8 protein-coding genes are annotated in these 14,121 nt (G+C 46.8%); all 8 read left to right on the forward strand.

Annotated elements, in window-relative coordinates; all coding sequences use genetic code 11:
- Positions 1-300: 300 nt before the first annotated feature.
- The 8 genes from WD312_03750 (at position 301) to WD312_03785 (ending at position 14,028) form a co-directional block, all read left to right on the forward strand.
- Entirely contained in the window at positions 301-819 is a 519-nt protein-coding gene (locus tag WD312_03750; GenBank protein ID MEX2564203.1) for a dihydrofolate reductase family protein, read from the forward strand.
- Positions 820-890: 71 nt separating this feature from the next.
- On the forward strand, positions 891-1,193 hold the full coding sequence (locus WD312_03755) for a nucleoside triphosphate pyrophosphohydrolase (GenBank protein MEX2564204.1): 303 nt from the start codon (positions 891-893) through the stop codon (positions 1,191-1,193).
- Positions 1,194-1,342: 149 nt separating this feature from the next.
- Positions 1,343-2,314 (forward strand): DKNYY domain-containing protein, encoded by a 972-nt coding sequence (locus WD312_03760; GenBank protein MEX2564205.1) that lies wholly within the window; start codon positions 1,343-1,345, stop codon positions 2,312-2,314.
- 147 nt (positions 2,315-2,461) lie between these two features.
- Positions 2,462-2,884 (forward strand): DUF1761 domain-containing protein, encoded by a 423-nt coding sequence (locus WD312_03765; GenBank protein MEX2564206.1) that lies wholly within the window; start codon positions 2,462-2,464, stop codon positions 2,882-2,884.
- A gap of 24 nt (positions 2,885-2,908) precedes the next feature.
- The gene (locus WD312_03770; protein MEX2564207.1) at positions 2,909-3,409 is read left to right on the forward strand and encodes a DUF192 domain-containing protein; all 501 of its coding nucleotides are present in this window, start codon (positions 2,909-2,911) and stop codon (positions 3,407-3,409) included.
- 242 nt (positions 3,410-3,651) lie between these two features.
- Positions 3,652-6,033, forward strand: a complete 2,382-nt coding sequence (locus WD312_03775; GenBank protein MEX2564208.1) for an ATP cone domain-containing protein — start codon at positions 3,652-3,654, stop codon at positions 6,031-6,033.
- A 142-nt stretch (positions 6,034-6,175) separates the two neighbouring features.
- A complete protein-coding gene (locus tag WD312_03780) occupies positions 6,176-8,701 on the forward strand; it encodes an immunoglobulin-like domain-containing protein (GenBank protein ID MEX2564209.1) in 2,526 nt (841 codons plus the stop codon).
- A gap of 128 nt (positions 8,702-8,829) precedes the next feature.
- Entirely contained in the window at positions 8,830-14,028 is a 5,199-nt protein-coding gene (locus tag WD312_03785) for a PQQ-binding-like beta-propeller repeat protein (protein MEX2564210.1), read from the forward strand.
- The last annotated feature ends 93 nt before the right edge of the window (positions 14,029-14,121 follow it).

Here is a 14,121-nt window from a genome sequence, read left to right on the forward strand (position 1 = left end):
TCGCTTCGCGATTGTTGTTCAAAAAAGGTTCGCGCAAAGGATACAATCTCACCGCATTTTGTTGATGATAGAATACTTTTGTACGGAAGTGATCGATATGTGTCGATTTTCTTGTCTGCCGCATCGTACTAAACACTAAAGACCCCCCATGCTTCGCGTAAAGCTACGCAGGACAAGCGGTATTTAGTGTTTAAAAGCTGGTTTGTGAGCAGCGGGCGTATCCGTCCTCTCCGCAGACTAAAATTTTTTATCGGAGAGCCTCGATTGCCTAAAGGTTAATATCTAAGCTAAACTTAAGACATGAATGTTATCTTATACATGGCAATATCGGCAAACGGATTTATCGCTCGAGAAAACGGCGACGAAGATTTCTTATCACACGAGAACTGGAATAGGTTCTGTGATCTTGCCAATAAATACAACAACTTCATAGTCGGCAGAAAAACATACGAGGCGGTAAAGAACTGGAAGGATGGATATGGTTTCGACGATTTGAATATGGAGAAGATTGTTGTCTCTCAAGACGCTTCATATCCTCTCAGTGGTTCTTATTCTTTGGCTACATCTCCTCATGATGCCCTCGCAAAGCTTGCTGAGAAAGGATTTCAAGAAACGTTACTGGCAGGCGGTTCAGCTTTAAATACCGCCTTTGCAAAAGCGGGACTCATCGACGAAATCGTACTGAATGTCGAGCCGGTTGTTATCGGAAAAGGTATACCCCTTTTCTCTTCTGGAGGATTTGAACTACCGATTGAATTGCTAGACACTTCCAAAAGTGACACCGGCATCGCTACCCTTCGCTACAAGGTGAAAAAGTAGATGAGGGTCAAATACCTAGTGGCATGAATCTTGTCCATGACACAGGGAAGTCGGTCTGATAACATACTTGTATGCCTACATACAATAAACTTGTTCGGGACAAGATACCCGAGATTTTAGATCAGAAGAATATACCGTACGAGAAAAGAATTGCTGACGAGAGTGAGTTTAAAAATGAGTTGATTAAGAAGTTACTTGAAGAAGTAAATGAATTTTCTGAGACTCCCACCACGGAAGAACTTGCCGATATTGTAGAGGTGGTTGAGTTTCTTAAAAAACTCCCGGAGTATTCGAACGTAGAGAGTATTCGGTTAAATAAAAAAGAAGAACGGGGCGGTTTTGATGAAAAAATAATTTTGAGGGGAGAAAAATAGCCAATAGTAGAGTCTTTCTAAACACGCCACCCGGGTGGCGTATTGAAAAGAGTACTTTCGTTCTCTGCTTTTCCCTGGTTACTGTTTTTTAATGGGGTATACTGCAAATAACATTTCATTAACGGCTAAACGTGATTAACTCAAAATCTATGGAACAAGAATTTCAACAGCAACCTCAAGAGGTAGAACCAAAGAATAACGGCCAAATCATTGTCGCTGTTGGCGTTAGTGTTTTACTGACGGCTCTCGTGGTCGGTTTTGGTGTTTACTTTGTAATGAGTAAGTTTGCTGACCCGCAAAAACAAACCGGGAGTGATCTTGTTACGGAAACTGAAGGAGTTAATGATATTAGCGAGTTGGTTTTACAAGATGTGGTAGATGAGATCGTTTACGTAGAGCAAGAATCTGGAGAGTTGGCTCAACTGGATACAAATAAGCTCAAAAAAGCTGGTCGTTACTATTACGTAGATATCGAAGCACAAAAAATTTACTATCTCAAAAAGAATATCGATGGAGATAGTGTTCAATTAGGGAATGCTACGACTATAGATTCCAAGAGCTTTTCGATTTATAAAAATGATAATCGTTATGCACATGATTTAATAAATGTGTATGCGGTATTGTCAATTCCGTGGTCGTCAGATTACGAATTTGGCGTTATCGAAAAAGCTGATCCACTGACTTTCGAACCAAAAATTGTCGAACAATTTGATGTGTCGCAAGGTAATACGTTTCAAGGATGGATCTCTAGAGACAAAAATAATGTCTATTATAAATATGAAATTTTTGAACACGCTGACCCAAAGAGCTTTGAGATTTCAGAGAATGTCTCAATCAATAAAGACAAAAATAATGTTTATCTGTGGAGAGAAATTTTGCCTAAGGCAGACCCTCAAACTTACGAAATATTATTAGATGAGAGTGCTGCGGGCCGCGGTACAGTGTATGGAAAAGACAAAAATAATCTTTTTGTTGATTACTGCACGTTGAGCGGAGTTGATACGGCATCAGTTAATTTTGAATATGTTCCAAATAAGGGGCGTGTATTTTCTGACAAAAATGGTGTTTTCACAATCAAACATGATGAAGAATCAAATACGTGTTCGATAGTTCGAGAATAGAAGCTCTTCGTAACGGATACTTAATATATAATACGCCTATCGATAGCGTACGTGTAGTTCTGATATGCAAGCACCGCAAGGCTAAAGCAGGTCTTGTTGCTCGCACATCCACTAGATACAAAAAAAGAGATAGGCTATACTACACATATGCATTTTATGTCTCTTGATCTCGGTGTTGTCGCGCTCGCGGCGTTGGTTCCAATGGTGCTGGGAAGTTTCTGGTATTCACCGGTAGTATTTGGTAATCACTGGCTGACACTCTCTCGAATAAAAACGAGTAGCATTCAGCAGGCACGTCTTGAGATAGCTGTTGCGCTCTTCGGAAGTTTTCTTGCTTCGTTCATCATGAGTTTCGTGCTGGCAATGCTGATAGAGAATTTGTTTGTGATAACAGCAGTTGATGGCATGGTCCTTGGCTTCTGGATCTGGCTTGGGTTTGTGGCTACTACAATGATCCCGGAGTATCTATTCGGTGGCAGTGCCAAACCGTACTTGCTGTATGTGCTGAATGCCGGTTACCACCTTCTTGCTCTGATAAGCATGGGCGGACTACTGGCTCTCTGGATGTAGTCACCGTGAGCCATAGATAGAGATATGCAAAAAAACTTTTTTATCGGTCTTGTCGGCGCCCTGGTTTTGCTCGTCGGTTTTTATGTGTATCAGTTTGCGTATCAGCAGGAGTCTTCGCCTTTGCCGGACCCTGAAGATCCGGATGCCGGTGAGGTTATTCGCTCGGTAGAGCTCGCGGGGGAGTGTGTTGACGTAGATGTTGCTCAAGAGCCTAGTGAGCGGGCACAGGGTCTCTCCGGGCGCACTGAGTTGCTTGATGGGACCGGCATGTTGTTTGTATTTGAGCAACCCGACCGTCATAGTTTTTGGATGAAAGAGATGAATTTTTCTATTGATATGCTGTGGTTCTCCGAAGATAAACGTGTCGTGCATATTGTTAAAAACGCCTCACCTGAGAGCTTTCCTGAGTCTTTTCGACCCGATGAGCCTGCGCTGTATGTCTTGGAAGTTCCGGCTGGATTTTCACAGGAACAGGGTGTAGAGGCGGGGGATTCTATGGGCTTTCAGGCTCAAGCCTGTGGATAACTTTTGGTCTTTATAGGTTCAATTCAGGGTGCTTTTTAGATCAGGTTACAAGAGAGTCCTGTTTGGGTCAGATAGTACAGGCGTTTCCACGTTTCTCGATTGACAGCCACTCATTTTTTATTTCGTGTATGGGCTGTGGGCTGACCTGGGTTGCATACGGGGGTAAAATAGGAGAAACAGATGCTCATCATTACAAATATTAGTAGTAGTATCAGTAATACTTTTCGATAATCCACTTTACTATGGCAAACGAGAAACGATCTACACGATCAAAGAAAAAAACAACCAAATCATCGGCTCAAGCAAAAGAGAGCACGACAGCGAAGACGTCTCGATCAAAGAAGGCTAAGAGCGGCATGACAAGCGAGCAAGCCGGCGCATTCATCAAAGGTGTTCGCAAGCGTGACGGTTCGGTTGTTGGTTTCGATCTCGACAAAGTTGCCAACGCGATCTACAAAGCAATGCTTGCCACCAACACCGGTTCGGATGTAGAGGCAAGTATGGTCGCGAATAAAGTGTTTGCTGAGCTGGTAAAGATCTCTAAGAAACACAAAGATTTTGTGCCGACCGTGGAAGGTATTCAGGATACGGTCGAAAAGGAATTGATGCTTTCTGATTATGTTGAGGCCTCTAAGTCGTACATTTTGTACCGTCAGGAGCACGCGAAGCGACGCGAGCAAGGGATCAAGGTTCCTAAGAAGGTTCAAAAGTTGGCGAGTGAGAGTAAGGCGTATTTCCGAAATCCTCTTGCTGAATTTATTTACTACCGTTCGTACTCCCGTTGGATGCCGGAAGAGAACCGACGCGAGACCTGGATCGAGACAGTTGATCGCTACATGGACTTCATGAAAGAAAATGTGGGTAGCGCAATAAAAGCAAACGAATACGCTGAGATCCGAGAGCATATTCTTCATCAGTGGTCGATGCCATCGATGCGACTGATGTGGTCTGCCGGCGCTCCGGCACGCAAGACCAATGTCTGTGCGTACAACTGCTCGTTCATTGCTCCAAGTCAGCTACAAGACCTTGGTGAGATCATGTACCTCTCGATGTGCGGCACCGGTGTTGGTTTCTCAGTCGAGAGTCAGACGATCCAGCAGTTGCCGATCATCCAAAAGCAGTCCGGCCAGCATGTCGGCACGCACACTGTAGACGACAGCAAAGAAGGGTGGGCAGATGCGTTCGTCTACGCGATGCAGACCTGGTTTGACGGGAAGGATCTTGATTTTGATTATTCCCAGGTTCGCCCGCAAGGCGCACGGCTCAAGACAATGGGCGGTAAGGCGAGTGGCCCGGATCCATTAATGCAATTGATGGCGTTTGCAAAGCAACGAGTGCTTGCACGACAAGGTAAGCGGCTTTCAAACCTTGATGCGCACGACATTATCTGCAAGATCGGTGAGATCGTTGTGGCCGGTGGTGTGCGTCGAAGCGCTCTGATCTCTCTTTCTGATCTTGATGATGATGACATGCGAGACGCTAAGAAAGGCCAGTTCTTCTTGACCGATCCACAGCGCGGCATGTCGAACAACTCCGCTGTCTACGAAGAGAAGCCAAGCAACGAAGATTTTCTCGATGAATGGGTGGCATTGATGAAGTCCGGTTCAGGAGAGCGAGGTATCTTTAACCGTGGCGGACTTCAGAGTCAGCTTCCGGAGCGTCGATGGAAGGTGTTCGAGGATCATGCGCCAACGAGCGGAACGAATCCGTGTGGTGAGATCATCCTCAGGAGCAAGCAGTTCTGTAACTTAAGCGAAGTAGTGGCACGTAAAGAAGATGACGAAGCTTCGCTTATTAAGAAGGCTCGCATTGCTGCTATCCTCGGCACGTATCAGTCAACGCTGACCCATTTCCCGTATCTTTCAAAAGAATGGAAAGAGAATTGTGAGGAAGAGCGCCTTCTGGGTGTTTCGATCACCGGTCAGTGGGACTGTCCGGCAGTACGCAACCCGGAGACGTTGGAGAAGATCAAGAAGGAGGCGGTCAAGGTTAACAAACAGTTTGCAAAGCGTCTTGGTGTTAAGGAGTCAACGTGTGTGACGTGTGTGAAGCCATCGGGAACGGTCTCTCAGTTGGTAGACGCAAGTTCGGGTATGCATCCGCGACACTCTAAGTATTATATTCGACGGGTTCGCATCACCGGCACCGACAGTCTGTTTCAGATGTTGAAAGATCAGGGTGTGCCGTACAAGCCGGAGAACGGTCAGAGTGAAGAGAATGCACACACATTCGTGCTGGAGTTTCCGGTCAAGGCACCCGACGCTTCGATCATGAAAGATGACATGACCGCAAATGAGCAGCTTGAGTACTGGAAAATGGTGAAGGAGAATTACACCGAACATAATCCGTCGACCACGATATCGGTCGGACCAACTGAATGGGTTGAGACAGCAAACTGGATCTATGAGAACTGGGATCAGGTTGGCGGTCTTTCATTCCTTCCGCGCTTCGATCATGTGTATCCGTTGGCGCCGTACGAAGAGTGTGATGAGAAAACCTATAAAGAGCTTCTCAAGCGGTTTAACGGTATCGATTTCTCGAAGATCGTGACGTATGAAGCACAGGACAACACGAAAGGAGCAAAAGAGCTGGCGTGTGTGTCGGGAACGTGTGAGATCATCTAGCTCTCTTCTAAACTAAGTTATAAGTTGCAGAACACAGGTCGCTTTTGGCGGCCTGTTTTCATACTATGAGCCGGTATGTAACTTGTGCACACGACGCAAGGATTACTCAGCTGATATACTACAGTTAATCAGTACACACACCATGATTCATCCAAGAGTGTTATCAAGTATGCTCGGGGCGCTTGTCGTTAGTGTTGCTTTTTTGGTGTTTATACTGCCTGTGGATGCATCAGAAACGAACGGAACCATAGATGCTACGGACAAGTACGCGAAATTTATTGATGGACATGGAAAGGTGAATTTCAAACCGGCAAACGGCACGGCGGTAAGTGTGACCGACTCGGCGCTTGCTGGCGATGTGTGGGGTGAGAAAGTGGGGTGGATAAATCTTCAGCCTACGAATGGAGGGGTAACGAATGATGCGGAAGGAAACCTGTCGGGATATGCTTGGGGAGAAAACACCGGCTGGATCAATTTCAACACAACAAATGCACAGGTAACGATCGATGATAATGGATATTTTGAAGGATACGCATGGAGCGAGAATTACGGCTGGCTTTCGTTTAATTGTTCAGACGAGGGCGAGTGCGGCAGTGACGATTATAAAGTACGCACCGACTGGCGTCCTGAAAGCGTGCGTGATGACAGTGATCCGGAATGTAGCGATGGAATTGATAATGATGGTGACGGCGATATTGATCACCCTGACGACGAAGGATGTTCCAGCTCGTCGGATGACTCTGAGGATTCCGATGATGGCGGGGACCCTGGTACGTCAAATAGTTCGCCGGAAATAACTCTTTTGGGCAATGATCCGACGGTGGTAGAGGAAGGGGAGGACTATATTGAACCGGGATACACAGCAACAGACTCAGAAGACGGTGATCTGACTGATGATGTTACTGTGTCCGGTAGCGTAGATACATCCACTGTGGGTGAATACACGCTTACGTACGAGGTGTATGATTCCGGCAATCGTCGGGCGCTCGTGCGACGTGATGTGCATGTGGTAGAGCCTAACGAAAGACCGATCATTACACTTGTTGGTGATGAGGCAATGAGTATTGAGCAGGGATCACTGTTTACTGATCCCGGTGCTACTGCATCCGATCCTGAAGACGGAGATATTACTGGCGATATTGACGTTACCGGCTCAGTTAATACATCTGTCACGGATACATATATTCTTTACTACGATGTTACTGATAGCGATGGTAAGTCAGCGGTTACTATTGTTCGCGAAGTTACCGTCACTCCGGAAGATCAGGTCGGAGAAGTGCCAACAATATCTCTGATAGGTCCGGCAATCATTGAGCTTAATGTGAACGATGCATTTGCTGATCCCGGAGCTACAGCGATGGATCCTGAGGACGGCGATCTCACTGATCAGATCGTTACAATCGGTAGTGTCGACACATCTGTCCCCGGTACTTACTTCCTCCGCTATGATGTTACCGACTCTGACGGCAACGCTGCGCCGGCTAGAGTCCGCCAGATCCGTGTGACGGAAGAAGACGACGAGCCTGATGATGATCCTGACAATGATCCTGATGGCGATCCGGATGATCCGGATGATCCGGATGAACCTCGCGATGACCCTGATGATGATTCTGGCAGTGGAGGCCCTGATGATCCGGCTACAGATGATGAGACCGATGACGACGATGATGTTATTACGACCACTGTTCGCGAAGTTGCAGAATTCTATAATAGCCCGGTCGGCTCGGTAACTACGAAGGTAGTTTCAACAGCTGGTCTGATCACCGGTAGTATAGGCGCAGCGGCAACGCTGTTCATGTCCCCGCTTGCTTTAGGTGAGCTGTTTCTTATTCCGTTGCGTCTGTGGGCACTTTTGTTGTCGTTGCTCGGATTAAAGAAAAGATATCGACCGTGGGGCACGGTCTACGACAGTGTTACCAAGCAGCCGCTTGATCCGGCCTACGTCATACTTGAGGACATGGATGGAAATGAGCTTAAGACCTCGATCACTGATCTTGATGGTCGATTCGGTTTTCTTATTGGTCCGGGGCGCTATCGGATCAAGGCGCATAAAACTAATTACTCGTTCCCGTCAGAAAAACTAGCTGGTCAGACAGATGACGATCTACATCCGAATCTATACTTCGGAGAGCCGATCGATGTCACTGAAGAAGGTGGGGTAGTGGCAAAGAATATCCCGATGGATCCGGAGAAATTTGACTGGAATGAGTTTGCAAAGAATGATCAAAATTTGATGAAATTCTATTCCCGTTTTGACGTGATAAAAAGCAAGATCGTGAAATGGCTATTTTACCTCGGATTCGTAGTGACTCTCGTAGCGTTATTCTTTGCTCCGGAGCCGTACAATTACATCATTTTTGCTTTGTATGTTGTTGTGGTCATTGTTTCGTTCGTTGGTTTGAAGCGAAAGAAGTCCGGCCGTGTTGTAGATGATGAAACCGGGGCGCCGCTTTCGTTCGCGATCGTACGACTCTTCTCGCCGAACCTCGGTCGGGAGATCTCAAAGACCGTGTGCGACAAGTACGGACGATACTTTATGCTTATTTCAAATGGTGATTATTACGTGGTTATAGAGCGGAAGACAGGAGAGGACGAATACGAAAAAATATTCACCTCTGAGTCGTTTAAAGTAAAGAACGGTATTGTGAAAAAGAAATTTCGGGTATAGAAAGAGGTTTTAAGATATTACAAAAATATCTTTCTTGGTTCTGAAATAGCAATGTAAACATCTTCTTTGAGAGGATCCTGTCCACATCAGTTCGCCTTTTTTATGCGCTATAATAAGGCTATATATAAATGATCTTCGCTCACAAAATACGCTTTATTGTACGCAATTTTTTGGTACTGGCAGCGGTCCTTGCAGTCAGTGTTCTTGTTGTGGCAGTTATTACTCAAGCAGCAGCTCCGTCTGGTGGATATGCTCCAGGGGCAACGCTTGATCCGGATTGTTCACCGGGCGATGCGGACTGTACAGTTGCTGTCGGACCGGATGGAGCAACGAGTACGTTGCAGTACAACGATGGTGGTGTTTTGGGTTCAATAGCAAATTTCTTCTATGATTCCGGGACCGGAAACATCGGTATCGGTACCTCAACACCTTCTTCGCTGTTCACTGTTTCAGGTACGATCGTTGCTAATGGGATACACGCCACCTCTACCGGCTTTACGTTTCCTGACGGCACCACACAGACCACTGCGGCAAGTGCCGGTGCTAGCTCTGCTTCCTCAACCGGCGCGATCCAGTACTCCGACGGGTCAGGTGGATTCCTGGCAGATGCAGACAATTTCTTTTGGGATTCTTCTACAAGTCGGTTAGGAGTGGGGACGAATACCCCGAGCAGTACATTTGAAGTTGTTGGTGATAGTGTGTTGCTTAATTTCCTCGAAGATTACTCGGATTACGGCATTAAAACAGGGGGAGGTATTCACTTCTCTCAATGGAGTGATGCAGATCCAAATGTCTATTTTAATGTCTTTGAAGATGCTGGGTATTCATTTTTTAATAATGATGCAACAAATGAGCTATTGCGCATTACCAGCGATGGTCTTGTTGGTATTGGTACCAGCACTCCATCTACGGCCCTTTCGGTCAACGGCGAAACTCTCGCGTCGTACTTCACTGCAAGCTCAACAACTGCCACCTCAACCTTCGGCAATCTCAAGCTTCTCGGTACCGGCCTAACCTTCTCCGACGGCACTCAACAAACCACCGCAGCAAGTGCCGGCGCTTCAGCTGCCTCGTCCACCGGCGCGATCCAGTACTCCGACGGGTCAGGCGGATTTGTGGCAGATGCGGGCAACTTCTTCTGGGACGCGACAAATGATCGACTCGGTGTTGGGACCAACTCGCCAACATCACCGTTCCATGTTTTGGCGGATACAATCTATGGGCTTACCTTGCAGCGGGATCGGTCTAGCGTTTCCTCAAATCTTATCGGATTCAACTCGAGCAATGACAGTTCGTATCTTTCCGGGTATGTGGGGTCGAAGAGTGCGCCGGGGGACGGGGAGGTGTATGTATACTCCGGATCTCGAGATGATGAAGTTCACAAGGTTGATTCTTCTGGTAACAATGTATGGGAATACACTGGGCACAGTGATGATATAAATTTTGTTGCTGTTGATTCAGACGGTAATGTGTACTCCGCATCAAATGACGATGAAGTTCACAAGATAGACTCTGCCGGGAATAACATTTGGACGTATACGGGGCATACGGGGAATGTAAGTGCTGTTGCTGTTGATTCGGGCGGTAATGTCTACTCGGCTTCAAGTGATCAGGAAGTTCATAAGATCGATTCAAGCGGCAATCAGGTTTGGACATACACCGGACACAATAGCAGTGTGAATGCTGTTGCTGTTGATTCAGACGGAAACGCATATTCCGCCTCTGATGATGACGGAGTTCACAAAGTAGATTCGAGTGGTAATCAGGTTTGGACGTATACGGGGCATAGCGACAGGATTCTTGCTGTTACTGTTGATTCGGACGGTAACGTGTATTCAGGATCTTTTAATACAGATGAGGTTCACAAGGTAGACTCGAGCGGTAATCAGGTTTGGGTGTATTCCGGTCACAGTGAAGGTATACGGGCTATTGCATCTGATGCGGACGGTAATGTGTACTCTGCGTCGAATGATAATAGTCTCCATAAGATCGACTCAAATGGTGATCATGTTTGGACGTATGCAGGCTACGGTAGTGCTAATGCAGTATCTGTTGCTGTTGATTCTAACGGTAATGTCTACTCCGGAGGGAATGACGATATTCTTCACAAGATCGACTCAAACGGTGATCAGGTCTGGACGTATACAGATCATGCCGGTTTTGTTTTGGGTGCTGCTGTCGACCCTGGTACTGAGGGTGCCGGCTTCTGGAGCGAGGCCATCCCCGCAACCGGCCCCGCGGCACTTGTTTTTGGTACGAACGAAACACCGACAAACTCCGGATCGATAGCTGAGCGTATGCGCATCACCGGCGAGGGCTTGGTTGGCATCGGCACTACTAACCCGGACGAACTTCTCCACGTAGCCGGCAACGGACTTTTTGATGATCAATTATCCGCAGACACTCTCTCAGTTTCAACCACCACTGGTACGAGTACGTTCGCAAATGCGCTTGGTGTTGGTTCTACTTCAACGTCACTCGCAAACATTTTCAACGTTGATGGCTCTGCTTCGATCGGTTCCTCGTACGGAGTATTTAACGCACCAACCAACGGTCTCATTATTGAGGGTAGCGTCGGTATCGGCACTACTACTCCAACCACCGCACTCTCCGTTAACGGCGAAACTCTCGCGTCGTACTTCACTGCAAGCTCAACAACTGCCACCTCAACCTTCGGCAATCTCAAACTTCTCGGTACCGGCCTAACCTTCTCTGACGGCACTCAGCAAACCACCGCAGCTAGTGCCGGCGCCAGCGCTGCTTCGTCCACTGGCGCGATTCAGTACTCTGATGGGTCTGGTGGATTTTTGGCGGATGCAGATAATTTCTTCTGGGATGCGACAAATGATCGGCTTGGTATTGGGACAAATTCACCAGCGTCACCGTTTCATATCTCAGTGGATACAGAGTACGGTTTTACCTTGCAGCGGGATCGGTCATCACAGGGTTCGAATCTACTTCGATTTACCTCGAGTGACAATAGCTCTCATTTATCTGGGTATATTGGGTCAAGAAGTACAGCGGAAGACCAGGCTGTCTATCATTACACTGGTGATACTTCTGGAAATGTTCGTAAACTTGATTCGAGTAGTAATGTCGAATGGACAAATTCAAACGGCACGGGGGAAGTTATTGATGTTGCGGTTGATTCGAACGGTAATGTATACGCAGCATACTACGATGAAGATAAAATTAAAAAAATCGATTCGACAGGAAATCTTCTTTGGCAATTTGATGTTACTGGACCGCGCTCGGTTGCAGTTGGTACAGATGGATACGTATATACTGCAGGTTATGATGATTCTGTTAGAAAAATTGATTCTTCAGGAAATCAAGTTTGGGTGAACAGTGCTGATATTTCATCCAATAATGCTATGGGTGTTGCTGTAGATACAGACGGTAATGTGTATGTGGGTGATAGTGATGCTATTAAAAAGTTTGATTCTGACGGTACTCTTATACAGTCATTTGGACAGGTTACAATGAAACTAAAAGTTGACACCTCCGGGAACATATACAGTGGAGGAAATTCATCTGAATATGTTCGCAAGTACGATTCTGATTTCAATCTGCTTTGGACGTACAGCGGATTCGAAGATAGTAGCGGTCCAGGTCAGTTTGATGGTATTACTGATATAGCGGTTGATGATGATGGTAATGTATATGCTGTTTCGAGGAACGATGATTGGGTGGCGAAGATAAATTCAAATGGTAGTGAGGTATGGACGTACGATCTTTCGTCTACAGGAAGCGGAGTAGATGTTGATACGTCAGGACTTGTTTACGTAAGAGAGAACGACAAGGTTACTATACTTGACTCGAGCGGTAATTTGGTAAGCGTCTATTCCAATTCATCAATTAATAATGCTGGCGGTATGGCTGTCGATCCTGGTTCTCAAGGCGCTGGTTTTTGGGACACGGTTGATGCTACCGGTCCCGCAGCTTTGGTGTTCGGTACCAACGAAACACCAACCGCTGCCGGCGCGGTTACTGAACGTATGCGCATCACCGGAGAGGGGTTGGTTGGTATCGGTACGACTGCTCCTGATGAACTCCTCCACGTTGACGGGAACACGAAGGTGGGTGGTGAGTTGAAGGTTGCCACTACCACCGGCACCTCCACGATCACCAATGCTTTGGCGGTTGGTACGAGCTCAACTGATACCGCAAACCTCTTCACGGTCAGTGGCTCGGCAGTGATCGGGTCGTCGTACGCAACAACCTCCGCGCCGACCGATGGCCTCTTAGTGGAAGGGTGGGTCGGTATCGGCACAAGCACGCCGGCGCATCCGCTAGCACTAGCCTCAGGCGCACATGTTACCGAAGGGGGAACGTGGACTGATGCATCCAGTCGCGAGTACAAGGAGAACTTTGAGAGCCTGAGTGCGTCTACAACACTTGCCAGCATCAGAGAGCTCGATATAAGTCGATGGAACTATAAAGTTGAGAGTGAAAGTGTTCAACACATCGGACCGGTAGCCGAAGAATTTCATAAACTGTTCGGTGTTGGAACAGATAGAACCATCGCGTCGCTTGATACCTCAGGTGTTGCCCTAAGAGGAGTGCAGATACTGGCAGATCAGCATGACTTGCTTTATAGCGTACTTGACCTCTCCATAGATGATATTACGGCGGACTCAGGAGAACTTGTGCCGGAGGGAAGCAGGTTTATCGAGCTTGTAAAAGAAGCGCTCACACATCTAGGTATTCAGATCAAGGATGGTGTTGTTTCAATTGCTCAGATCGGTGTTGAGTTGTTGCAAACGGATCGAATTGAAACACAGGAATTCTGTACTGACGGCATCTGTCTTAACCAAAGCGAATTGAAGGCACTGATCCGTGATTATGCTCAAGGTTCTGATTCAACAGGAGATGAGGAAGAAGAGGAAAGTAATGATGCTAATGAAGAAGATAGGGGTGACGACAAGGAGACTGATCCGGATGATCAGGAAGATACAGATGATTATCCTGATGATGGCAATGCGGATGATGCTGGTAATGAAAATGAAGACGCAGACAATGATGAGACAGAAGAAGGAAGCGAAGAAGATAACAAAAAAGAAGAGGGGGAGAAGGATGACAGTGATGAAAATGAAACTGATGACGGAGAGGGTCAAGGAGATGGTCCTGATGGTGAAGAGGGCGATGAAAAAGAATCGGGTGATGGTAGTGATGAGGACGACGAGAAGGTTGACGATGAAGAGCAGGAAACCGGCGATGAAACAGATGAAAGCGACAACGAAGACACCGATGAATCGGAGGACGATACAAGTGATGGTCAGTCTGAGGAAACAGGATCTGACGAAGGAGGTAGTGAAGATGAATAGTGTTTTTTCTTGACCTTAAAAACTTTACGTCCTTGCGCTACCAAGCCCGTAATGTGTATATATTACTTATACACACACGCTCGGGTAACCAGG

The sequence above is a fragment of the Candidatus Paceibacterota bacterium genome (genome assembly GCA_040905715.1).
In the GTDB taxonomy this organism is placed as follows: domain Bacteria; phylum Patescibacteriota; class Minisyncoccia; order Phycocordibacterales; family CSBR16-193; genus JBBDHZ01.

What these genes read in the sequence shown, in the direction of transcription:
- WD312_03760 (MEX2564205.1), top strand. Translation starts at nt 1,343, where the DNA reads ATGGAACAAGAATTTCAACAGCAACCTCAAGAGGTAGAACCAAAGAAT.
- WD312_03770 (MEX2564207.1), top strand. Translation starts at nt 2,909, where the DNA reads ATGCAAAAAAACTTTTTTATCGGTCTTGTCGGCGCCCTGGTTTTGCTC.
- WD312_03775 (MEX2564208.1), top strand. Translation starts at nt 3,652, where the DNA reads ATGGCAAACGAGAAACGATCTACACGATCAAAGAAAAAAACAACCAAA.
- WD312_03765 (MEX2564206.1), top strand. Translation starts at nt 2,462, where the DNA reads ATGCATTTTATGTCTCTTGATCTCGGTGTTGTCGCGCTCGCGGCGTTG.
- WD312_03755 (MEX2564204.1), top strand. Translation starts at nt 891, where the DNA reads ATGCCTACATACAATAAACTTGTTCGGGACAAGATACCCGAGATTTTA.
- WD312_03780 (MEX2564209.1), top strand. Translation starts at nt 6,176, where the DNA reads ATGATTCATCCAAGAGTGTTATCAAGTATGCTCGGGGCGCTTGTCGTT.
- WD312_03785 (MEX2564210.1), top strand. Translation starts at nt 8,830, where the DNA reads ATGATCTTCGCTCACAAAATACGCTTTATTGTACGCAATTTTTTGGTA.
- WD312_03750 (MEX2564203.1), top strand. Translation starts at nt 301, where the DNA reads ATGAATGTTATCTTATACATGGCAATATCGGCAAACGGATTTATCGCT.